General features: G+C 70.6%; 19 protein-coding genes. 8 read left to right on the top strand and 11 right to left on the bottom strand.

All coding sequences use genetic code 11. The features are described from left to right. Positions 1–275 precede the first annotated feature (275 nt). The 11 genes from WMF12_RS07215 to WMF12_RS07165 all read right to left on the bottom strand — a co-directional run bounded on the left by WMF12_RS07215 (position 276) and on the right by WMF12_RS07165 (position 13,194). Positions 276–674, bottom strand: coding sequence for an SRPBCC family protein (locus tag WMF12_RS07215; RefSeq protein ID WP_437744873.1), 399 nt, complete (start codon positions 672–674; stop codon positions 276–278). After that, positions 671–988 (bottom strand): ArsR/SmtB family transcription factor, encoded by a 318-nt coding sequence (locus tag WMF12_RS07210; protein ID WP_437744872.1) that lies wholly within the window; start codon positions 986–988, stop codon positions 671–673. Before WMF12_RS07210 ends, WMF12_RS07215 begins: the two co-directional genes overlap by 4 nt. Positions 989–1,047: 59 nt before the next feature. Beyond that, positions 1,048–2,256 (bottom strand): PAS domain-containing protein, encoded by a 1,209-nt coding sequence (locus WMF12_RS07205; RefSeq protein WP_437869682.1) that lies wholly within the window; start codon positions 2,254–2,256, stop codon positions 1,048–1,050. Between the two features lie 238 nt (positions 2,257–2,494). Further along, complete coding sequence (locus WMF12_RS07200) at positions 2,495–3,601, bottom strand: substrate-binding domain-containing protein (RefSeq protein WP_437869681.1); 1,107 nt, start codon at positions 3,599–3,601, stop codon at positions 2,495–2,497. A 124-nt stretch (positions 3,602–3,725) separates the two neighbouring features. Continuing rightward, the gene (locus WMF12_RS07195) at positions 3,726–4,991 is read right to left on the bottom strand and encodes a PAS domain-containing protein (RefSeq protein WP_437869680.1); all 1,266 of its coding nucleotides are present in this window, start codon (positions 4,989–4,991) and stop codon (positions 3,726–3,728) included. A gap of 405 nt (positions 4,992–5,396) precedes the next feature. Further along, positions 5,397–5,723: a hypothetical protein gene (locus tag WMF12_RS07190; protein WP_437869679.1), complete on the bottom strand. Its 327-nt coding sequence runs from the start codon at positions 5,721–5,723 to the stop codon at positions 5,397–5,399. Continuing rightward, a complete protein-coding gene (locus WMF12_RS07185; RefSeq protein ID WP_437869678.1) occupies positions 5,720–8,149 on the bottom strand; it encodes a TonB-dependent receptor plug domain-containing protein in 2,430 nt (809 codons plus the stop codon). Before WMF12_RS07185 ends, WMF12_RS07190 begins: the two co-directional genes overlap by 4 nt. Continuing rightward, entirely contained in the window at positions 8,150–8,725 is a 576-nt protein-coding gene (locus WMF12_RS07180; RefSeq protein WP_437869676.1) for a YfiR family protein, read from the bottom strand. Further along, entirely contained in the window at positions 8,722–9,132 is a 411-nt protein-coding gene (locus WMF12_RS07175; protein ID WP_012234032.1) for a response regulator, read from the bottom strand. Before WMF12_RS07175 ends, WMF12_RS07180 begins: the two co-directional genes overlap by 4 nt. A gap of 4 nt (positions 9,133–9,136) precedes the next feature. Then, entirely contained in the window at positions 9,137–11,362 is a 2,226-nt protein-coding gene (locus WMF12_RS07170; RefSeq protein WP_437869671.1) for a HAMP domain-containing protein, read from the bottom strand. 386 nt (positions 11,363–11,748) lie between these two features. After that, positions 11,749–13,194, bottom strand: a complete 1,446-nt coding sequence (locus tag WMF12_RS07165) for a cytochrome P450 (protein ID WP_437869667.1) — start codon at positions 13,192–13,194, stop codon at positions 11,749–11,751. A 286-nt stretch (positions 13,195–13,480) separates the two neighbouring features. Between WMF12_RS07165 and WMF12_RS07160 the strand changes: the two genes are divergently transcribed. From WMF12_RS07160 to WMF12_RS07125, 8 genes are all read left to right on the top strand, one after another. Further along, a complete protein-coding gene (locus WMF12_RS07160) occupies positions 13,481–14,326 on the top strand; it encodes a PPK2 family polyphosphate kinase (protein ID WP_437869655.1) in 846 nt (281 codons plus the stop codon). After that, positions 14,307–15,041: a hypothetical protein gene (locus WMF12_RS07155; RefSeq protein WP_437869652.1), complete on the top strand. Its 735-nt coding sequence runs from the start codon at positions 14,307–14,309 to the stop codon at positions 15,039–15,041. Before WMF12_RS07160 ends, WMF12_RS07155 begins: the two co-directional genes overlap by 20 nt. A 350-nt stretch (positions 15,042–15,391) precedes the next feature. Continuing rightward, positions 15,392–15,979, top strand: a complete 588-nt coding sequence (locus WMF12_RS07150; RefSeq protein WP_437869651.1) for an RDD family protein — start codon at positions 15,392–15,394, stop codon at positions 15,977–15,979. A 16-nt stretch (positions 15,980–15,995) separates the two neighbouring features. Continuing rightward, positions 15,996–16,856 carry an RDD family protein gene (locus WMF12_RS07145; RefSeq protein WP_437869650.1) on the top strand — a complete coding sequence of 287 codons (861 nt, stop codon included), beginning with the start codon at positions 15,996–15,998 and terminating at the stop codon, positions 16,854–16,856. Next, entirely contained in the window at positions 16,853–17,833 is a 981-nt protein-coding gene (locus WMF12_RS07140) for a stage II sporulation protein M (protein ID WP_437869645.1), read from the top strand. Before WMF12_RS07145 ends, WMF12_RS07140 begins: the two co-directional genes overlap by 4 nt. Continuing rightward, positions 17,830–18,627, top strand: a complete 798-nt coding sequence (locus tag WMF12_RS07135) for a hypothetical protein (protein WP_437869644.1) — start codon at positions 17,830–17,832, stop codon at positions 18,625–18,627. Before WMF12_RS07140 ends, WMF12_RS07135 begins: the two co-directional genes overlap by 4 nt. Next, complete coding sequence (locus tag WMF12_RS07130) at positions 18,624–20,708, top strand: DUF4350 domain-containing protein (protein ID WP_437869642.1); 2,085 nt, start codon at positions 18,624–18,626, stop codon at positions 20,706–20,708. The genes WMF12_RS07135 and WMF12_RS07130 overlap by 4 nt, the downstream gene beginning before the upstream one ends. Next, positions 20,705–21,670, top strand: a complete 966-nt coding sequence (locus WMF12_RS07125; RefSeq protein WP_437298446.1) for an AAA family ATPase — start codon at positions 20,705–20,707, stop codon at positions 21,668–21,670. The genes WMF12_RS07130 and WMF12_RS07125 overlap by 4 nt, the downstream gene beginning before the upstream one ends. The last annotated feature ends 2 nt before the right edge of the window (positions 21,671–21,672 follow it).

Raw genomic sequence — 21,672 nt, 5'->3', positions numbered from 1 at the left:
GGCGGCTTCGGTCCGCAGCAGGCGCGCTCTACGGCCGGCGCACGGCGACTGCCGGGGTTCGCTGGCAGCGGCGCTGGATGCGGCGCGCTTCATGTCCGCACGCCGGGAAGCGTGCTCGAGGATCAGCGCCGCGCAGCTCGCCGGTCCGGCTGCGCATCCGTTCGAGCGTCAGTGCATGGGCAGAGAGCTTCGGCGATCAGCGCTTTGCGAGCTTCGAGACGCTCGACGGGGACCCATCGTCGAGGGTCCGGTGTCCGGCTTCGCTCGGCGGTCGCTCAGAGCGTCGCTCCGAGCCTCTCCAGCACCTTGGGCCACCCGGGCTTCATGCCTTCGAACGCGCTCCTGCCGCTCGCCGAGTCGAGGTTGAAGCCCTCGTGCGTGAGCGTGAGGAGCGTGCCCGTCCCTTCCGGCGTGAGGCGCCACGTGATGAGGGTGTCGAGCTTGCCGATGGCGAAGCGGTACGAGAGGAGCCGCTCCGCTTCGACGGCGAGCACCTCACAGGCCTGCTTGCCCCAGGACCCCATGTCGAGCTCGAAGCGGTGTCCAACGACGGCTTTGACGTCGCCCGGAGCCCACCAGCGCGCGTGCAGCTCCGGATCCGTGAGCGCCCGCCAGACGGCGGACGGAGGCGCTGAGTAACGATGTTCGAGGTGGATGACTGCAGGGGCGTTCATTTTTTTCCTTCTTCGTTGAGGAGCTCTTCGAGGGCGGCGAGGCGCGTCTTCCAGTACTGAGTGAACGTGTCGAGCCACTCGTCGACCTCGCTCAGCGGGCGCGGATCGAGGTGGTAGTAGCGCTCGCGTCCGCGCGGCTCCTCGCGCACGAGGCGCGCTTTGCGGAGCACCTGGAGGTGCTCGGACACCGCGGGGCGGCCCAGGTCGAAGCTACGCGCGAGGTCGTTCACGGCGCGAGGTCCCATGCGGAGCTGCATCAGGATCTCGCGCCGCACCGGGTTGGCGAGCGCCGAGAACACGTCGACTTCAGCCATGTCCTCAATATGTCGGAAATCTCCGACGCGTCAACAAAATCCGACGCGTCGGCCGGCTGTCACGCTCGCTTCAGCGCGTACGCGATGCCGCCCCGCAGCGTCCCCGCCGTGACCAGGCCCCGCAGGTCGACGTCGAGCTCGATGAGCGTCCGCGCGATCGCCGGCTGGATGCCGGTGAGCACCACCTGGGCGCCGAGCAGCCCGACGGCGCGCGCGGCGTGCACGAGCATCTCGGCGACCTGGACGTCCACCGCCTTGACGCCGGTGATATCGATGATCGCGATGCGGGCCGCGTGCCTCTCCACCCCCTGCAGCAGCGTCTCGATGATCCGGCTCGCCCGCGCGCCGTCGAAGAACCCGATGAGCGGCATCACCAGCACCCCCTCGGCGATCGGCAACAGCGGCGTCACGAGCTCACGTATCGTGTCCTGCTGCGCCGCGATCAGCTCGTCCCGCGCCGCCTCCCGCTCGCGCTCCGCCGCCTTGACCCGCGTGATGTCGACCGAGATACCGGCGATCGCGCCCTCCGGGATGCCCTCGCCGCGGAAGGGGAACTTGATCGAGTAGAACGTCTTCTCGCCTCGGGCGTGAGGGACGGGATCCTCGGCCTCGAACGGGGCGCCGTTCCTGCGCACCAGGTCATCGACGTCATTGTAAATAGACGCAACTTCCGATGGAAAGAAGTCACTGTCGGTCTTTCCAAGCATGCTGCCCGGGGTCGCCCCGACGAGCTCTTCCACCGAGCGGCTCACCAGGAGAAAGGCTCCTTCCCCGTCCTTTGCATACATGAGGACCGGCGCGTGATCACAGAACGTCGCCAGCAGCGCCTCGCTCCTGTGGAGATGCTGCTCGCGGCGCTTTCGCTCTGTCACGTCCTCGGCCGACAGGAAGATCTCGCGCGCGGATCCATCCTCGCTTCGCGCGAAGACCTCCGCGCGCACGGCGAAGATGCGGTCGTCTCCCTCGCGGCCTCGCGCCCGGAGCTCGCCCTCGATCACCTCGCCGTCCTGCGCCCGCTTCAGCCGCTCCGCGCTCGCGGCGAGGCCGGCCATGTCGCCCGGGTGGATCCTCTCCGAGAGCGCCTCGACGCCGCGTGTCGAGAGCTCTTCGCCCGTACAGCCGAGCGAGCGGGCGAGAACGGCGTTATGTGCGATGAGCCGCCGCTCGTCGAGGCCCACGACACACAGGATCGTCGGCGCCGCGTCGAGCATCCTCTGGGTTCGCGCGCTGAGCGCGTCCTGCTGCTCCTTGGCCCTGGTCTCGTTCATCGCGGCAGGCCTCTCCTCATGGCGGCTCCTTCCAGGCCCGGCGGCGGACGCGCGGACCAGAGCTCGACCCATGATAGCCACGGCGCGCGCGCGGCGAAACCGAAGACGCGGCGCCGCCTCGCTGTCGCGGCCGGCCGGCCGGCAGGCCGGCGCGGCGCCGTAGCCTGGCCCACCCGCGCAAGCGACGATCGCGGCGCGCGTCACGCAATGCGGCCTGCCGTGCTGAGCAACGCGAGGCTCAGGGGAGCAAGCTGCACTTCGACAGGGGCGTCCGGTAGTCCATCGCCTGGGTGTTGCGCTCGAACTCCTCCAGGTTATTCGGACAGACGACGTACCAGCCAGCGTCGGTGAAGGCGCTCACTTGACGGTCGGTGGTGGCCAGATCGTACGCGAGCATGACGGTATCGTAGCCCCAGCCGAACAGCTTCTGACCGAGGAGCACATCCACGTACCCCGCGCGCATGCGATCCATGTACTCCGGCAGCGTGTCGAAGGCCACCGAGTGAATGGTCTTCTCCTTCGCTCTCGCGGTGAGAAGCGGCGCGTTCTTCGCGAGGTCGGGCTCGCCGAGGAGCTTGCTGTAGGAGAAGAAGAAGCCCGTGATCTCCGGGTCGTTCTCCAGGGCCTCCTCCGCGGTCCCCGCGCAGAAAGGGATCGCGTAGTCGCAGCACACGCAAGGGAGGCTCACGGCGTTCGTCATGTCCGGGTACTTCTTCAGCGTCTCGGAGAAGCCGGCGAGCCGGTCGATGAACGTCCCCGCGGGCGTGGGGGTGTAGACTCCGTTACCGTCGTCATCCATCATCGTCTGCAAGGCGATCTTGCCGGTCTTCCCGTTGATGGTCGCGAGCGCATCCATGAGGAAGGCGGCGGCGGCCTTGTTGTCCATGCCGTAGTAGGTGTGGCGCTTGCTGGCCGGAGCGTCGCCGCCGTACGTGACGACCTTGATGCCGGCGTCGACCGCCTTGTTGATGAGGTCGTTCTCGCAGACACCGTCGAAGACATCGACGGATATCGCATCCACCTTCAGGTCGATGACCTCTTGCAGCACCTTCATCTGCGGCCGGGAAAGATAGCAGGCGTCGTCGGGGTCCAGCGGCTTGCCGTCTTCCGTGAGCTCCGGACATTCAGGGTCCAGGATCATCACGTTGACCGGCCGTGTGCTCGTCGTCGACAGCTCGCTCTGCGCCTGCGCGGCGCCCGCGCGGCCCAGATCGTGGAACCGATTGCACTTGTTGTGGGTGATGTAAGCGATGGTCAGCGGCGCTTCCGCCGTGCTTTCGCCCGAGCTGCAGGCAAGCGCGCTGGTCGCCAGAAAGATGCCCCCAGAGATGGCGCGATGAACCATGAATCCCCTCCTTTTCTCGATATCGTTCGACCCGTTTCACCGTCCCCTGACGGTTCAGCGCGGCTGTGCGCGCGCCGACATCCGGGACCCCCCTGCGATGGCGCGGGCTACGCGCGCCTCGCTCTCATTCGCGGCGCAAGTGGCGCGGCTCCTGTCCACCGCGAGCTTGCCCGACCGGAACCGCATACGCGATGCCGCTCCGCAGCGTCCCCGCCGTGACCAGGCCCCGCAGATCGACGTCGAGCTCGATGAGCGTCTGCGCGATCGCCGGTTGGATGCCCGTGAGCACCACCTGGGCCCCGAGCAGCCCGGCGGCGCGCGCGGACTGCACGAGCATCTCGGCGACCTGGACGTCCACCGCCTTGACCCCGGTGATATCGATGATCGCGATGCGAGCCGAGTGCCTCTCCACGCCCTCGAGCAGCGTCTCGATGATCCGGCTCGCCCGCGCGCTGTCGAAGAAGCCGATGAGCGGCATCACGAGCACCCCCTCGGCGATCGGCAAGAGCGGCGTCACCAGCTCCCGTATCGTGTCCTGCTGCGCCGCGATCAGCTCGTCCCGCGCCACCTCTCGCTCGCGCTCCGCCGCCTTGACCCGCGTGATGTCGACGGAGATCCCGGCGACCGCGCCCTCCGGGATGCCCTCGCCGCGGAGGGGGAACTTGATCGTGTACAGGGTCCGATCGCCCTCGGCCTGCGGGACGATCTCCTCGGCCTCGAACGGGGCGCCGGTCCTCCGCACCAGGTCATCGACGTCCTTGTAAATAGACGCAACTTCCGCCGGACAGAAGTCGCTGTCGGTCTTTCCGAGCATGTTGCCCGGGGTCGCCCCGACGAGCTCCTCGGTCGAGCGGCTCGCCAGGAGGAAGGCGCCGTCACGGTCTTTCGCGTACATGAAGACAGGGGCGCGGTCGCAGAGCGCCGCGAACACCGCGTCTCTCCTGCGGCCGCCCTGCTCGCGGCGCTTTCGCGCAGTCACGTCCTCTGCGAAGAGGACGACCTCGCGCACGGCGCCGTCGTCCCCTCGCGTGAAGACCTCCGCGCGCACGGCGAAGACGCGCTCGCGCTGCCCTCCCTCGATGCTGCGCGCCCGCAGCTCGCCTTCGACGACCCCGCCGTCGCGCGCCGCGGCGAGCTCGGCCGCGCGCGCGGCGAGGCCGGCGAGATCGTCGGGGTGAATTCGCGCCGAGAGCGCCTCGACGCCCCGCGAAAGGAGCTCTTCTTCCGTGCAGCCGAGCGCCCGGACGAGCGCGGCGTTGTGCCCCGTGAGCCGCGGTCCCGCGAGGTCCAGAACACACACGATCACCGGCAAGGCGTCGAGTATCCGCTGAGCTCGCGAGATCGTCGCGCCCTGCATCCGGCTGGCCTCGGTCTCGTTCATCGCGGGCATCGGGGGGACTTCTCTCGAGAGCTCCCTGCCCGGTCAGGGCAGGAGATCACACTTCGTTTCTCGTGGTACATCGATGAGGACGGCGCTCGCCTTCATGTCGATGGCTCCCTGACGCGCGTCGGCAGGAGAAGACCGCCAGAGAAATTTCGGTCGTGCACGCTCCCCCTTCACGACAGGGACACGGCGGTCCAGCCGAGTTGCATCATTACGACTATGGGAAACATGATCGACTGTCAACGCCTTTTACGTCCTCGTTCCAACGATGCCGACCATGCGAGTTCCAGCCGGAGAGCATGCCAATCGACAGTAGGGTGTCGTCGGAGATGACTCCACGGTGGACGATTCGGCCCCTCATGGGGCGATAGGTTGACGCAATCCACCGTGATGAGGCGATAGCCAGCGCGATCACAGCCCGGCGCCGCCTGCGCCGCCCGAGCCGCCTGAGCCCGCAGAGCCGCCGTCACCGCCTGCGCCGCCCCCGCCATCAGCGCTTCCGCCTGCGCCGCCTCCGCCATCGGCGCTCGCGCCGCCTCCGCCAGCCCCGCCGGCCCCGGTGGTCCCGCTCGCCTGAGAAGAGCTCGCGGAGACGCCCGTGTCGAAGCAGTTCGGGTTGTCGTCCTCGACGAAGCAGCCCACCTCGATGGGGTGGCCGACCTCGACGCAGCCCCCCGCCAGGAGGCCTGTCGTGGCCGACAAGCGGATGAGGAGCGCGGGAAAACGTGTGCTCTTCACGGTGAAGCTCCGTGGCTCGCGCGCCCGACGGTCGCGATGGAGGAGGGCCTGGCCGCCGCGGCCGGGCTGCCTGCGGCGTCGTCGTCGTCGAGGTGAAGCTCGATTCCGGCGAAGAGCGTGAGGCGGTTCCTCAACGCGAAATCCGCGGTGGGGCCGCTCTCGACGAGGTAGCGCGGCTGCCCCTGGTTGGGCCCGACGACGTAGGGCTCATGGGCGGAGAACGCGTACTGCCCGCCGAGCGTGTACCCGGCGCCCTTCACCCCGGGTATCGCGCCCGTCACCGCCGCGCGGAGCTCGAGCTGCGGCGGCACCTCGGGTCGAGGGGCGATGTTCGACGGATCGCCGCCATAGTACGCCTGGTCGGCGATCCGCCGGCCCATGTAGGCGGCCGCCAGGGACACGGCGCCAGAGCCGACCTCGTACGATACGCGGGCGTTGCCGTACACCTGCGGCGCGACCGTGATGGGGACGTCGTCGCCGGTGCCGAACCGCGCGTTCCGGGTGATCTGCTCGGCGGACATGCGGCGTCGCGTCGCGGCGAACGTGGAGTTCACGCCGACGCGCAGCTTCCGCTCGAGGAAGCTCGTCTCGAAGCCGAGGTTCGCGCCGTAGTTCTCGATGCCTGGCACGTTGTTGTACCTCGAGACGCTGGGCGCCTTCGCCCTCAGGAGCTGGAGCTCGATGACGTCCCGCCAGTCCGAGTAGAAGCCGCCGGCCGTGAAGGAGTACGCGCCGCTCCGGAACGACGAGACCGCCTCCAGGGAGGAGACCTTCTCCGGCTTGAGGCCGTCCGGGTTCGGCAGGAGCCTGCCGCTCACGGTGTAGAGCTCGACGAAGCTGGGGGCGCGGAACGCGCTCGAATAGATGAGCTTGAGCGACACGCGCTCGTCCGGCGTGAGGATCAGCGCGGCGCGCGGCGAGATCGCGTTCGCCACGTACTCGAGCGGGATACGCGAGTCGAGGTCGACCCGGATCCCGGCGTTGAGCGAGAGGGGCCGGAACAGGCGGAGCGTCTGCTGCACATAGGCCCCGAGCGCGGCCTCGTCCTCGAGACGGTGTCCGCCGCCGTGCCAGCGCGTGCGCGCCGGGTCGGAGCCATAACTCTTCCCCGTGAGCTCGTCGAACGCGACGAACTCGTAGGCCGACGTGCGGAGGCGCCCATCGAGGCCCGCCATGGTCGTGAAGGCGCCGTCGCCTGCCCAGTCGTACCGCGCCTGGAGCTCCAGCCCGACCCAGCGGGAGAGGAACAGCGCGTCCTTCCGGCAGGGACCGGACGGGCCGCGCGGGCACTGCTCCGGATCGAGCACGTCGATCGGGACGTGCGGCACCAGCGGGTCGTGGCCCACCACGTAGCGCGAGCGCTCGATCCGGCTGAACCCGAAGTAGCCGCGCGCCACGCCCTCGAGCCGCTCGCTCAGACGGGCGCGATAACGCACGCTGGTCAGGACGAGCGTCTGCGTGTTGTCGTTGCGCGCGTCGTCATAAGCCCCGACGCGGTTCTCGTGGAGATCCATGAAGGGCGCGGCCCACGACGAGCGCGTCGCCTGCGCGACGGCGCTCAGGTCGCCGACGTCGAGGCGCACGAAGGCGCCTGCCTTGCGGCGAAACCACTGCTCTTCCACCGGGCCGCCCCAGGAGCCGGGCTCGGCGTGCGAGCCGAGATCCATGACGGACACGCCGTCCGCCAGGACCGGGAGCGGTTGCTTCGGGAAGCTCACCTCGGGCCCCTCGAAGCGGTGCATGTCGACCGCCGCCACCACCCCTGCCGGCTGCCCGAGCAGCGTGAAGCGGCGCCCGAAGCCGAGCGCCGCCGTGCCCTCGCCCCCGACGCCCTCGACCTCCGGCGCCCTGATGTCGCCCGATTCGTCGAGCGGCGGCGACGCCCCGAGCGTCAGGGAGGCGCGGATGCCCTGGTGATCGGCGGCCTTCTTCGTGACGACGTTGATGACCCCCAGCATGGCCTGCGCGCCGTAGAGCACGGAGCCAGGGCCCAGGACCACCTCGATGTGGTCGACGATCTCGATCGGGATATCGTGCAGGAAGACGGCGCCGCCGCCCTGCTCGTTCACGACCATGCCGTCGAGCACGATCAGCACGTGGCTGTTCGAGTCCCGGGTCAGGGCGACCCCGCGCGCGCCGACCTCCGGGACCGACATGCGGTCGTGCGCGAAGACGCCGCTCGCGAGGAAGGTGAGCGCGTCGGCGAGGCGCCGTATGCCGAAGAGCTTGAGCTGCGCGCCCGTGATCACCGACGACATGGCGGGCGCGTCGCTCTCGCGCTCCGCGGAGCGCGAGGCGCCGGACACGACGTTCTCTTCGAGGATCTCGAGGAGCGAGCTGACGTCCTCGGCCCGCGCCTCGCGCGGGGCAGCGGTCGACCACGCGAGCGACGCGGCGCAGAGCAGTGCGAGACGGGTCGAGCTCACTCAGTAAATCCTTGCCAGTTTGAGGATGGGAGCGGGGAAGTCGATGTGCTGGGCCCGGGCCTGCGCGAGGTTGATGCTCATGCGCGGCTTGCCGTCCGCGACGTCGACGCCGAGCACGGCCCCCTGCGAGACATAGGGCTCCACGGCCGCGAAGCTCAGGATGCCCGTGTCCGTGAGCGCGCCGCGTATCGAGGCGACCTCCCTGCCGAGCCCCGAGGAGATGTACACGACGTTGATGTCGCGCGCGCGGCACGTCGCGGCGAGCTCGGACGCGCTCGAGTACTCGGCGCTCTCCACGCGGATCGGCTTGTCACGCACCTTGCCGATGTCGTTCAGCGCCCTCCTCATCTGGAGCGCGGCGCTCAGCGAGTCCGCGTCGCCCGCCCGAGAGAGCAGCAGGAAAGAGACCTGTCCCTTCACCCGCTCTGGAAAGCCCCTGTCGTACGGCAGGATGCGCGTGACGATCTCCGCTTGCACGGCGAAGGGCGCCGTCGCCGGCTCCGCCATGACATGGAATGGGACGAGGGCGGCCGCGACGAAGAGGCCGAGCACGAGGGCGCGCCGGCGAGGCGTCATGTCTTGCGTTCCTTGCCGCGCGACAGGCCGGCGAGCTTGCGGATGCGGAGCGCCGCTTGCACCTGCGGGGTGAGGGCGAGGAGATCGCCTTTCCTGCTGAAGACGCCGTCGAAGCCGAGCTCCGCGTACCGCGATCCGGCCTCGGCGTCCGTGGTGTAGAGGTAGAAGAGCGGCGGCCTCTCGCCCTCGGGCACCGCGGCCTTGAGCGAGCGGAGGACGGCGGCGCCGTCGAGGCCCGGCATGAAGAAGTCGACGATGACGAGATCGCAGCCGCGCAGGTGACGGGCCGTGCCCACGAGCTGCGTCGTCGTGACCACCTCGTAGCCCGCGCTCGACAGCTCGACGCGGATCCGCATCAGCACGATCTCGCTGTCATCGATCACCAGGATGCGTCCGCCGTGTGACATCGAGTCATTCTCCGTTGCTGAGAGGGACAACCTGGGGGCGGATCACGAACGCCGTGCCGGTCTGGCGCGACGCGTCCACCTCGATGAGCCAGCCGACCGAGAGGAGATCGGCGCGGACCGCGGAGAGGCCGATGCCGCGGCCCGCGAGGTCGCTCACGTCGCCCTTCGTGCTCACGCCGGGGGTGAACAGGAGCTCGCGCGTCCGGCGCAGATCCTTCGGATCGACGCCGGCGCTCGTCGCGAGGGCGTCGAAGTCGATGCCCTGACCGTCGTCCTCGACGAGGAGGGTGGGCCGCGACCGGTCCTCGATGCAGCTGGCGCGGATCACGCCGACCTCGGGCTTGCCCATCCGGGTGCGCGCGTCGGGGGGCTCGATTCCATGGGCGATCGCGTTCCGCACGAGGTGGAGGAACACGCCCGGCAGCAAGCGGGCGAGATCCGAAGGAATGGAGGCCTCGCGGCCGTCGATCTCGAGACGGGCGCGCTTGCCCTCCCGCTCGGCCCAGCGGGGGACGCGCTCGAGGAGCGGCGCGAGCACCTCGCCGAACGGCCGGGCCGCGAGGCGGCGGACGATCTCGGCGGCCTCGCCGCCCTGCGGGCCGACGAGCTCGCCGAGCCGGGTGACGTCCGTGCGGCGGACCGTGATCTGGTCGAGGATCGCGCTGCCCACGGGCGAGGCGTCGACGAACGTCTCCTGCGCGCGCGTGAGCTCGTCCGCGACGCGGGTGAGCCGCGAGCGCCACGACGCCGAGTGCCCCTCGACCGAGGGCCTGTCCTCCGAGCGCGCGCGCGCCTGGACCCTGGAGAGCTCGTCCTCGAGCGTCATGATCTCGTCCGCGAGGCGCTCCAGGTCGAACGACCGGGCCTCGCCCTTCATGGTGTGCAGCTGCTGCAAGAGCTCGTCGATGTCGGCGGGGCAGAGCTCCCCGCCGGGCCTCAGGATCTCGCTGCACCGGGCAACTCGCTCGCGCGAGATCTCGATGAAGCGGACGAAGACCTGGCCGCCGCCGGCGATGAGGCGGCGCATGGCGGCGATCTGACGCGCGTGCTCCTCGTCCTTCGTCTTGACGCTCTCCGTGAGGCGCCTGAGCTCGGTCTGGTCGGTCGCGAGCAGCATGATGCGCGCGATCTTCTGGCCGGAGACGATGGGGCAGAACTCGATCCGCAAAAACCTCCGGTCGCCCGGCGCGCGCTCGAACCACACCTCGCGCGGCGCGAGCTCGGCGACCTCCGGGAACGCGTCGACCTCGGCGTCGAACGCCGCGTCGACCCATTGCCGGAGCGCCTGGCTCTCGACGCAGAGCGGCCCGCCGCGGTAGAGGAGCTCCGCGACGTGGTTGCCCTCCGCGGCGCGGTCGCCGAAGATCTGCCTGGCTTCTTTCGAGGCCTCGCTGCCCAGCCGGCCGTCGGGGCCGAAGGCGACGATGGCCTCGCGCATGTTGTCGAAGAGCTCGCGGAGGCTCTCCGTGGCCATCTCGAGCCTGCCCTCGCGCTCGAGGATGGCAGAGCTCATCGCGTTGAAGACGTCGGCGAGCCGGCCGAGCTCGTCGTTCGTGCGGACGTTCACGCGGACGGCGCGGTCCCCTTCCCCGACGCGCCGAGCGGCGTCGACGAGCCTCGAGAGCGGACGCACGATCTGCCACCTTGCGAACGCGAGGAGCAGGAAGGCCGTCATCGCGCCGACGATGCCCGCGAACTCGAGGATGTTGCGGCGGGCCGCGGCGAACGCGGCGTTCTCGGGCTCGAGGGAGAAGACGAGGACGAGCGTCCCGAGGCGCCGCCCGTCGTCGCGCACGATCGGGCGGGCGACGCGTATCTCGCGCTCCAGGACCTGGTTCTCGGCGCCGCGCGCGGTGAACGCCGACAGACCGCCTTCCGGCTGACCGACCTTGGCGACGGGCTCGGCGTCGCTGCCCCACGCGACCGCGGCGATGAGCGCGCGGTTCGACCGGAGCTGGTCGAGATCGCCCTGCGCCGTGTCCCGATCGCCGAAATCGAGCGGCGCGGTCAGGGAGCCCGAGAGCAGGTCCGCCATCATCGACGCGGCGTTCGCCTTCGCCGACACGAGGTCATCTCGTGTCTTCTGGATCACCTGATTGGCGACCAGCACGGTGACGCTGGTGAGGACCACCACGGTCGCTGCGGCGAGCTTGACGCCGATGCCGAGCTGAACGCCGGTGCGCCGCCGGTGAGCCGCTGGGGGCCGGGAGACAGGGGCAGAGACCAACATCACGCGTTCGGCGCGGCAGGCCGTATCCGAGCCAAGAAATGGTCGAATCCAAGAGCGTGCGTCATCCGCGCCCCCCTCCACGGCAGAAGCTTCGCCAGGCGCACCATCGGAAGCACCCGAGGGACGAGGACAGGCGCATGGCGATGCCCTTCCGACCTCGACGGTACGTAGTTCATTTCATTTCTGCAACAGGATTTTCCTCGCGCGCCGCCGACGTGGCTGTCCGCTCGTCGCGTCAACGGCAACGGGTCCATGCGTCAACAGGTCCACGCGTCAACGGGTCCACGCGTCCGCACGCTTACGGGTTCACCGGGTTACCGGTCACCCGACCCCGTCATCGGCCCCGGCGGCCTGGGGTCTCTGGTCTGGATCGCGGCAGAGCGGCCCTAGTAGCCCGCCAGCGCCTCCGCGACCCCAGGCGGCTTCAGCGGCGCGCGGTCGGCGAGCGCCGATATGCGCAGGCGCAGGCCATCACGCGGGCGCAGCGTGAAGAGCGGGTGTGGATCGGCGGCGGCGCCGGGCGCCCGGTCGAAGCGATAGCGCTGGAGCAGCATCGGCAACAGGATCTGCATCTCGACGAGCGCGAGGCGCTCTCCGACGCAGCGCCGGGGGCCGAGCCCGAAGGGCAGGAAAGCATGCCTGGGAATGGCGTCGGCGCGCGAGGGCGCGAAGCGATCCGGGTCGAACCGCTCGGGGTCCGGCCACAGGTCCGCGCGGCGATGGAGCAGGTAGGGCGAGACCACGATCACCGCGCCCCGCGGCAGCCGATGGCCGAGGACCTCGCGCTCCTCTGTGCACTCCCGCTCGAACGCCCAGGCCCCCGGGTAGAGCCGCATCGTCTCTTGCAACACCTGTGTGCAGTACTCGAGCTTGCGAAGATCCGCCGAGGTCGGCGCGCGCCCGCCGAGCACCCGGTCGACCTCGGCCCGCAGGCGCGCCTCGACGTCCGGATGCGCGGCGAGGAGGTGCAGGCACCAGGTGAGCGTGTTCGACGGATTCTCGGGCGCCGCGACGAGGACGCCCATGACCTGGTCGACGACCTGCGCGCGCGAGGCGTCCGGCGCGCTGCCGCGCAGCCGATGGTAAGGGCAGCCCTGAAGCCGCTGCTCGTGGCCGGCAGCCGACGCTCGGACGCGCGCCATGTAGCCGTTGCCCGCCGTGTCGACCGCGTCGCGCGCGAGCCGCGCGGCGATCCCGCGCAGCGCCGCGCTGGCGGAGCGGGCCCTCTGGTTGCCGCGGGTCGGCAGATGACGGAGCGACAGGACGCCGTTCGCGAGGATCTGGAAGACGTCGACCTGCGCGATCCCGAACTGCTCGACGAACTCGCTGGCCTCGCGCTCGTCGGTCTCGACGCCGAAGAACACCCGCGTGGTCACGCGGTAGGTCAGCTTCATCATCTCGACCGAGATCGGCAGGACGGACGAGGCGTCCGCGCGCTCCTGCCACCGCGGCAGCTCGCGCGCCGCGATCTCTGCCGCCGCCTGCGCGTGCCTGTCCTGCATGGCGCCGACGAGCGGCAGCTGCAGCTCCCGTCGGTGCTGCTTCCAGGCCGCGCCGCTCTCGGTCAGCACGCCGCTGCCGATGAACGGCCGCAGCACGTCGGGGCTGCCCGCGCCCCGAACGAAGCTGTCCGATCCGTCGAGCAATACCTGACGCACCCCTTCGGGATCGTTCACCAGGTGCAGGAATCGATGTCCGAGCCGGATCCGCCCTATCGGTCCGAGCGCCGCCAGGCGCGAGAGGACCGTCAGCGGATTGCGGCGAAACTCAGCGTAGTGACCGAGCAGGTTCCCCGACGGCAGCGTTGGAATCGTCCTGCCGGCAGATCGCATCCGGTGGGCCTCGTCAGGCGGTGGACGGCGGTTCGTCGCGCGGAATCCCATTCTTCAGGATACGTTCGCTCCGCGCCCTCGCTCAACGAAAACATCGAGGCGGCGCCAGCGCGCTGAACACGCGTTCCTGCCATCATTCTCGCCAAGCATGAAGGTGATTGTCGCATTCGCCTCCCCTCTGGCGCCCCGCTCGTCCGTATCGGGCGGCTCGCCGCCGCCGCGGCGCCGTGACGTCGTGCGTCACTCCGGCGATGGCGACGCTGCGGGATCGTGTAGGCTCGCGGGCATGCCCATCACGCGACTCACGAAGCCTGATTCGAAGTTTCGCCTCGATGACGTCTCGACCGATCCGCCTCGGGACGCGACGAAGCAGGAGGCAGCGGAGCGGCTCAAGGAGCTCGGCGAAGAGCTGCTCGAGCTGCAGGAGCTCATGTGGGGAGCGAGGACGCACAGCATCCTCATCGTACTTCAGGGCCGCGACGCGGCCGGCAAGGACGGGGCGATCAAGAACGTCGTCGGCGCGCTGAACCCGCGCGGCGTCACGGTGAGCTCGTTCGGCGTGCCCACGAAGGAGGAGCGAGAGCACGACTTCTTGTGGCGTATCCACCGGCAGGCGCCGCGCGCGGGGGAGTTCGCCATCTTCAACCGCTCTCACTACGAGGATGTGCTCGTCGTGCGCGTGCACGACCTCGCGCCCAAGTCGCTGTGGGGGGAGCGCTACGGTCACATCAACGACTTCGAGGAGCTGCTCTCCGAGCACGGGACCATCGTGATCAAGTTCTTCCTGCACATCAGCAAGAAGGAGCAGGAGAAACGGCTGCTGGAGCGCGAGGAGAACCCGTCGACCGCGTGGAAGCTCAACGTGAACGACTGGAAAGAGCGGGAGCACTGGGACGAGTACACCGAGGCTTACGACGAGGTCTTCCGGCGCTGCTCGTCCAAGCACGCGCCCTGGTGCATCGTGCCGGCCGACGCGAAGTGGTACCGCAACCTCGTCGTCGCCGAGACCGTGGCGGAGACGATGCGGGAATACCGCGACGGCTGGCTGAAGACGCTCGAGCGGAACGGGAAGGCAGGCCGCGAGGAGCTCGACGAGTACCGGAGGTCGCGGGGTGGGCGGAACAAGGGGTGAGCGGACAGGAGAGGCGGCGCTGAGCGGCGCGCGCAGGCGGGCGGCAAGCCAGGTCGGGGCGGCCGGCCTCGTGGCATCGCAGCTCCTTGCCTGTCCGTCGTCGCCCGAGCGGGACCGCACGACCGCAGAACCGGCGTCGTCCGCTCCGGCGGCCGCGCCGCCCGCCTCGCCCGCGCGCGCCCCCGCGCCGTCCCAGCCCCTCGCCTCGGCGCTGCCGAAGGTCGAAGCGCCTTCTGCCCCGAGCGCCGAGCCGGGCGCCGCTCCGCAAAGGCGCGGATCGCGCATCGGCGGCGACGGCCGCATCGAGATCGAGCAGGGCGGGAGCGTGCGTCGACTCGAGGGTCCGTGCCAGTTCACCCACGAGGTGGCGGATCCCATGCCCGGGCCCTACGCGGAGGTCCTCGATCCCGACGCGAAGGCGCCGCGGCTCATCCTCGATTCGTGCGGCGCAGGAGGCACGTACTTCGATATCGTCGCCACCGGCCTCAAGCTGCCGGGAGAGCTCGAGGTGATCCGGGTGCGCTTCCTGGATCCGAAGACAGGGTCGGAGTGGACCTCGGACACCGCGAAGCTCAGGGTCACCGAGTTCACGAGCGTCGGAGCGCCGGTGAAGGGCACCTTCGAGGCGACCATGAGCGCGCGCCTGAACCGCCCGGCCGAGCGGATCCGCGGTACCTTCTCGCTCCCCCGGGCGCCCGACCGATATCCGCCCTAGCAGGCGCAGAGCGCAAATCGCACGCTGCGACCTGCGTGAGCCCCTGATGCCATGGCACGGAGTCCACGCGAAGGATTCCGTGGTTGCATGAACAGTCGATTTCCCCCCAGCCGGCGGGGCCGAGCGACGACCTTTGTACTCGTCGACGACTCGACACGTGACTTCACGCGGTGCAGTCAGGAGGTCGTCCACGGTGGCCGCCGGGGGACGGCCCTTGGCTCGCCGACGTGCTCGTCTTTCAGGGAGCCCGTGGCCGGGCGCCGCCGCGCGTGCGCCGTGTGGGGCCGAGCGGCTCGGCCGATTGACGCGCTGCCGCTCGGGTGATGCAATTCCGACGAGGAGGAGGGGGCATGCAGTTCGACGATCCCAGGCACGAGTACAACCCGTACGCCGCACCGACGACCGACGACGCGCGCTCCTATGGCGAGGACGAGCCGGACGAGCACATCCTCGCCGAGCGCGGCACGCGGCTCGGCGCGCGGATCCTCGACAACCTGCTGCTCGTCGGCTCCGTGATCCCCGCCGTGATCCTCCTCGTCGCCACCGGCGCGATGGATGGCGTCGCGACCGACGAGGAGACGCTTTACCCCGAAGGGAAGCTCTACCTGATGATCGGCGTCGGCGCGCTCCTCGGCCCGCTCCCGCTCGTCATCTACCAGTGGTACCTCATCGCCACGCGCGGGCAGACGCTCGGGAAGAAGTGGACGAAGATCAAGATCATCAAGGCGGACGGCTCGCGCGTCGACTTCGTGTCCGGCGTCATCGTCCGCAACTGGCTCATCGCGCTCCCCGGCCTCATCCCAGCCGTCGGCCAGGCGCTCAGCTCGATCGTCAACCTGGTCGACGGCCTCATGATCTTCAGCGATGACCGCCGCTGCCTGCACGATCGCATCGCCGGCACCAAGGTCGTCCTCGCCCCGCCCAGGGCGGGATCCTGATCGCCCTCCTCGCCGCATGATCCACCGCGAGACGCTCCGCGAGCCGCTCGACACGAGCGCCGAGATCGAGACGCCGGAGCACGTGCGGTTCCGCCACCAGATCGCGGGCCCGGCGCGGCGCGCGCTCGCGTACCTCATCGATCTGGTGGTGCGCGGCATCATCGTCTTCGCGGTCGGGATGCTCGCCGCGATCGGCGGCCTCGCCGTGGGGCCAGCGCTGCGCGGCGCGTCGACGGGCTTCGTGCTGCTGGTCCTCTTCGCGATCGAGTGGGGGTATTATGTCTTCTTCGAGACCCTCTGGAGCGGCTGCACGCCCGGCAAGCGCGCCCTCTCGCTGCGCGTCGTCACCGACGGCGGCCAGCCGCTCCGCTTCGGGGACAGCCTGCTGCGCAACCTGCTGCGCGCCGCGGATCTCCTCCCCCCGTTCATCGATCCGCTCTCGTTCCTCGGCACGTACGCGGTCGGCCTCGCCGTCATGGGCCGTGATCCGCGCTTCCGCCGCCTCGGCGATCTCGTGGGCGGCACCCTCGTGATCGTCGAGGCGCGCCACACGGTCGCCGGCCCGCTCGTCCTCCGACCGCCGCCGAGCCCCGCGGAGCTCTCGAGCCTGCCCGCGCGCCTCCCGCTCTCCGGCGAGGAGCTCGACGCCATCGAGCTCTTCCTCCGCCGCCTCGATCGCCTCTCGCCCGCGCGCGCGAGCGAGCTCGCGGAGATGACCGCGCCCGTGTTCGCGCAGCGCATGGGCGTCCGCTACAAGGACGCCACGCGCTTCCTCGGCGTCCTCCACCACCGCGCTCACGCGCACCGCGGCGGCCAGGAGGGGGCCGCGAGCGGCCCCAAGCCCCGCCGCAAGCGCAAGAAGGAGGTGAGCGCGTGATCGGCGCCCGCTCCCAGGACGAGTTCGTCGCGGCCCGCAGGCCGGACTGGCAGGAGCTCGATGGCCTCCTCCTCCACGACAGCGGCTCGCTCGCGAAGAAGGACGGCGCCGCCATCTCGCGCCTAGCCGCGCTCTACCGCTCGCTCTGCACCGATCTGATGCGCGCGCGCGCGGCGCGCTACACGCCCGATCTCACCGCGTACCTCGACGCGCTCGCCGCGCGCGCGCACGCGACGCTCTACGGCGCGGAGCCCTTCCGCCTCCCCGACATCGTCACCTTCTTCACCCGCGATTTCCCGCGCGCATTGCGCGCGAACCGCCGCTTCTTCGCGATCGCCTGCGCGCTCTTCTTCCTCCCCTCGCTCGTCGGCATCGCGGGCGCGCTCGCCTCCGACGAGTTCGCCACCCACGTGCTCCCGAGCCCGGTGCTCCAGGGCATGGCCCAGATGTACAGCGAGGGCCCGAGCGGGCGCGACGCGGGCACCGACACGGGCATGGCGGGGTTCTACGTCTTCAACAACGTCGGCATCGCCTTCCGTTGCTTCGCCACCGGCGCGCTCTTCGGAGCGGGCAGCATCTTCTTCCTCATCTACAACGGCCTCTTCACCGGCACCGTCGTCGGCCATGTGATGAGCGTGGGCTACGGCGGCAACATCTGGACGTTCATGTGCAGCCACGCGCCCTTCGAGCTCACCGCGATCGTGATCGCCGGCGGCGCGGGGCTCGAGATGGGCTACGCGCTCGTCGAGACGCGCGGCCGCACGCGCGTCGGCTCGCTGCGCCGCGCGGCGCCGTCGATCGTGCGCCAGATCCTCGGCGCGGCGGCGATGCTGCTGATCGCCGCGGGGATCGAGGGCTTCTGGTCCCCCTCGGGGCTCCCCCCGCCGGTGAAGTGGGCGGCCTCGGGCGTCTTCTCGCTGCTCATCGTCCTCTACCTGGCGCTCGCGGGTCGCCCCGCGAAGGAGGCCTCGCGATGAACCTCGGCGCCTCCGCGATCGTGCTGCGCCCGCGCCCGCTCTCCGAGATCCTCGATCTCGCCTGCCGCCTCTGCGTGTCGCTCGCGCTCGGCCTCTACGCGCGGCTCTCGGCGATCCTCTTCCTTCCGATGCTCGCCGGCTGCCTCGCGCTGCGGCATGCGGCGGGCTGGTCGTGGCCCGAGGTGTGGGGCGTCGCGATCGCGCTCGGCGGCGTCGCGCAAGGCGTGTTCACCGTCGCGGTGGGGCGCCTGCTCTTCTCGGAGGAGCTCAGCGCGGGCCAGGTGCTCCGCCTGTTCAGGGCGCGCCTCTCGTCGTACCTGTGGATGCTCTTCTTGAGCCGCCTCCTGCTCGCCGCGGCGGCGCTCCCGATGTTCCTCGGCCTCCCCCTCGCCTGGCCGCGCCTCGTCTTCGTGCACGAGGCCAGCTTGCTCGAGGCCGCGCACGCCGGCGACGCCATCCAGCGCAGCAGCCGCTTCGTCACCGGCCGCGTCGCCGCGGTCCTGGGCGCGCTGATTGCGCTGCTCCTCGCGCAGGCCGGCATCGCGCTCACGGTGGAGCTGCTCGGCCAGTCGCTCGTCGACGCGATCCTCCAGCTCGGCAAGCCGTTCGGCGCGCTCCTCGACGACGGCGGCTCGCCCTTCGCGCTCGCGGGCTTCTTCGCCGGCATCCCGTACGTCGCGACAGCGCGCTTCCTCCACTACATCGACGCGCGCACGCGCGCCGACGGCTGGGACATCCAGCTCCGCTTCCTCGCGATCGCCGCGCGCGAAGGCGAGAAGAGGGCCGCCGCGTGAGCCGCCGCGCGCGCCTCTTCGCCGCCCTCTTCGCGCTCTCCGCGGGCGCGCCGCTCGCGCGAGACGCCCGGGCGGAGGACGCGGAAAAGAATGTTCACTGGAGCGTGCGCGACGTCCTCGAGGACGATCGCTACCGCTTCTGCCACGAGGACGACTACCCGCTCACCCCCGAGGAGCACGCGTGGTGCCCGATCATCGCCGGATCGAGCGACGTGTGCCCGGAGCTGCCCGCCGCGTGCAAGCTGCCCCCGGTCGAGCTCTCGCGATCGGCCGTGTCCGGCCGCGGCGGCCGCGGCGGCCGCGACGCGTCCGGCAAACATCGCGCGGGCGGCGCGCCGACCGATCGCGGCCCGAACGAGGACGAGCGCCGCCGCCCCTGGCCCGAGATGCGCGTCGATCTCTCGGGGATGAGCTTCTTCGCGTCGGTGCTCTTCATCGGCCTGCTCGTGGTCTTCTTCGGGGGGGTGATCCACGCGCTGCTGAAGAACCTGCTCCGCGATCGCGCGCCCGCCGACGAGGCCAAGGAGGAGAAGGCGCCCGCGCGCGGCCCCACGCCCGAGGAGACGGCGAGGCGCGAGGTCGAGACCGACGTGCAGCGCCTGCTCGCGCGCGCCCGCAGCCACGCGTCCCGCGGCGACCACGCGCGCGCGATCGACGACGCGTACGCCGCGCTCCTGCGCCGCCTCGACGGGGATGGTCTCATCGAGATCCACCCCTCTCGCACCAACGGCGACTACGTGCGCAGCCTGCGCGAGCGGCCCGATCTCAACGGCGCGATGAGATCGATCGTGCGCGACGTGGAGGGCGTGCAGTTCGGCGTCACGCCGCCCTCCGAGCCGATCTTCCGCGCGGTGATGGACCGCGTCGTCCCGCTCGTCAGCCGGGCTCTCGCGCTCGCATTCGTCGCCTTCGGCCTCTCCGCCGCGCTCTCCTGCATCTCCTGCACGCCGCACGCCGGCGGCGACGAGGGCGGCGGCGATCGGTCGCCCTCGGGCACCCAGGCGGTGCTCGAGGTGCTCGACGAGCAGGGCTTCAAGGCGCGGCGCCGCGGCGAGGCGCTCGCGGCGCCCGATCGCGCGCTCGCGCTGGTGGTGCTGCCGGGCGCGACGATCGACGACGCGACGTGGAAGGACCTGTTCGCGTGGGTGAGCGACAAGGGCGGCACGCTCTTCCTCGCCGGGCTCCCGCGCCTGCCCGACGAGGTCGAGCTCGGCCTGCGCGTGGCCCAGGACGCCGAGACGTCGACGGCGCTCGCCGCGGACTGGTCGCGCGGGCTCCGCGCCTCGCTCCCGCCCGGCAAGCGCCTCGTCGAGGCGAACGGCGACGAGCCCGAAGACCTCTACATGATCCTCCGGGGCGAATCGTCCTCGACCGCGGGCGTCGTCCGCCGCCTCGGCGAGGGCAAGGTCGTCGTCGTCGCGGACGATCGCCTCGTGTCGAACGTCTCGCTCGCGGCCCCCGACAACGCGCAGCTCTTCCTCGATCTGCTCCGGTTCGCGCCGTACGCGACCGAGGTCGAGATCGTCGACGAGTGGACCGGCGTCGGCGCCGAGACGCCCTTCGAGGCCGTGCGCGAGGCGAACCTCTGGCCCGTGATCGCGCAGCTCTTCCTGCTCCTCGCGCTGCTGTACCTCTGGAAGGGCAGCGCCTTCGCGCGCCTCCGCGATCCGCCCGCCGCGGGCCGGCGCGCCTTCGCCGATCACGCCCGCGCGCTCGGCCTCGCCTACCGGCGCGCGCGCGCCTCGCGCCACGCCGCGGGCCTCTACGCGAGCTGGGCGCTCGATCGCCTGCGCGAGCGCGTGCACCGGTCCGGCCGGCGGGGCCTCATCCCGCTCGCCGAGGCGATCGCCGCGCGCACCGGCCGCCCCGAGGCCGAGGTGATGCGCGTGCTGGTCGAGGCCTCCGGCGCCCGCGAGGACGCCGCGCCCGCCTCGTCGCTCCGCGCGCCCGAGAGCGCGCGCGGCGCGCGGCCCTCGCCTCGCTCGCGCGACGGCGCCGCCGCCGATCTCGAGCTCGTGCGCGAGCTCCAGGGCTTCCTCGACGCGACCGGTCAGCGAACCTCCGATCGAAAGACGACATGAACCCGATTGAATTCCGCGATCGCTTCGATCTCCTCCGCCGCGAGGCCGGCAAGGTGCTCCTCGGCCAGGACGATCTCATCCTGCACACGCTCGTCGCCGTCCTCGCCGGCGGTCACGTGCTCATCGAGGGCGTGCCCGGCCTCGGCAAGACGCTGCTCGTGCGCACCCTCGCGCACGTGCTCGGCGCCACCTTCAAGCGCATCCAGTTCACGCCCGATCTGATGCCGAGCGACGTCACCGGCGGCAACGTCTTCAACCAGAAGGAAGACCGCTTCGTCTTCCACGAGGGGCCGATCTTCACGCAGCTCCTCCTCGCCGACGAGATCAACCGCGCGCCCGCCAAGACGCAGAGCGCGCTGCTCGAGGCGATGCAAGATCTCGCGGTCACCTCCGACGGCATCACGCGCGCGCTGCCGGATCCGTTCTTCGTCATCGCCACGCAGAACCCCATCGAGTCGCAGGGCACCTACCCGCTGCCCGAGGCGCAGCTCGACCGCTTCTTGATCCAGGTCAACGTCAAGCACCCCTCGCAGGCGGTCGAGCGGCTGATCCTCAAGAACCACGTCAACGGCTTCCACGCGGCGCGCCTCGATCGCTTCGAGATCCAGCGCGTCGCCACCGCCGCCGAGCTCGTGGAGATGCGCGAGGGGCTCGCGCGGATCCGCGTGGACGACGGCATCATCGAGTACATCGCCGACATCGTCGGCCGGAGCCGCGTGCACCGCTCGGTTTACCTCGGCGCCTCGCCGCGCGCGTCGATCGGCCTGCTCGCGGTCGCGCGCGCCATGGCCGCGAGCGAGGGCCGCGAGTACGTCATCCCCGACGACGTGAAGGCGCTCGCGCCCGCGATCCTGCGCCACCGGCTCATCCTGCACCCCGACGCCGAGATCGAGGGCGTGAGCGCCGACGACTGCGTCGACGACATCCTCCGCGAGGCCAAGGTGCCGAAGACGGCGGCCTGAGC

Origin of the sequence: Sorangium sp. So ce363, from assembly GCF_051520435.1 — a bacterium.
Taxonomy (GTDB): Bacteria; Myxococcota_A; Polyangia; order Polyangiales; family Polyangiaceae; genus Sorangium; species Sorangium cellulosum_B.
Note: the sequence above shows the minus strand (reverse complement) of the source record. Positions and strands in the feature narration are given on the sequence as shown.

What these genes read in the sequence shown, in the direction of transcription:
- WMF12_RS07215 (WP_437744873.1), bottom strand. Translation starts at nt 674, where the DNA reads ATGAACGCCCCTGCAGTCATCCACCTCGAACATCGTTACTCAGCGCCT.
- WMF12_RS07210 (WP_437744872.1), bottom strand. Translation starts at nt 988, where the DNA reads ATGGCTGAAGTCGACGTGTTCTCGGCGCTCGCCAACCCGGTGCGGCGC.
- WMF12_RS07205 (WP_437869682.1), bottom strand. Translation starts at nt 2,256, where the DNA reads ATGAACGAGACCAGGGCCAAGGAGCAGCAGGACGCGCTCAGCGCGCGA.
- WMF12_RS07200 (WP_437869681.1), bottom strand. Translation starts at nt 3,601, where the DNA reads ATGGTTCATCGCGCCATCTCTGGGGGCATCTTTCTGGCGACCAGCGCG.
- WMF12_RS07195 (WP_437869680.1), bottom strand. Translation starts at nt 4,991, where the DNA reads ATGCCCGCGATGAACGAGACCGAGGCCAGCCGGATGCAGGGCGCGACG.
- WMF12_RS07180 (WP_437869676.1), bottom strand. Translation starts at nt 8,725, where the DNA reads ATGACGCCTCGCCGGCGCGCCCTCGTGCTCGGCCTCTTCGTCGCGGCC.
- WMF12_RS07175 (WP_012234032.1), bottom strand. Translation starts at nt 9,132, where the DNA reads ATGTCACACGGCGGACGCATCCTGGTGATCGATGACAGCGAGATCGTG.
- WMF12_RS07170 (WP_437869671.1), bottom strand. Translation starts at nt 11,362, where the DNA reads ATGTTGGTCTCTGCCCCTGTCTCCCGGCCCCCAGCGGCTCACCGGCGG.
- WMF12_RS07165 (WP_437869667.1), bottom strand. Translation starts at nt 13,194, where the DNA reads ATGCGATCTGCCGGCAGGACGATTCCAACGCTGCCGTCGGGGAACCTG.
- WMF12_RS07160 (WP_437869655.1), top strand. Translation starts at nt 13,481, where the DNA reads ATGCCCATCACGCGACTCACGAAGCCTGATTCGAAGTTTCGCCTCGAT.
- WMF12_RS07150 (WP_437869651.1), top strand. Translation starts at nt 15,392, where the DNA reads ATGCAGTTCGACGATCCCAGGCACGAGTACAACCCGTACGCCGCACCG.
- WMF12_RS07145 (WP_437869650.1), top strand. Translation starts at nt 15,996, where the DNA reads ATGATCCACCGCGAGACGCTCCGCGAGCCGCTCGACACGAGCGCCGAG.
- WMF12_RS07135 (WP_437869644.1), top strand. Translation starts at nt 17,830, where the DNA reads ATGAACCTCGGCGCCTCCGCGATCGTGCTGCGCCCGCGCCCGCTCTCC.
- WMF12_RS07125 (WP_437298446.1), top strand. Translation starts at nt 20,705, where the DNA reads ATGAACCCGATTGAATTCCGCGATCGCTTCGATCTCCTCCGCCGCGAG.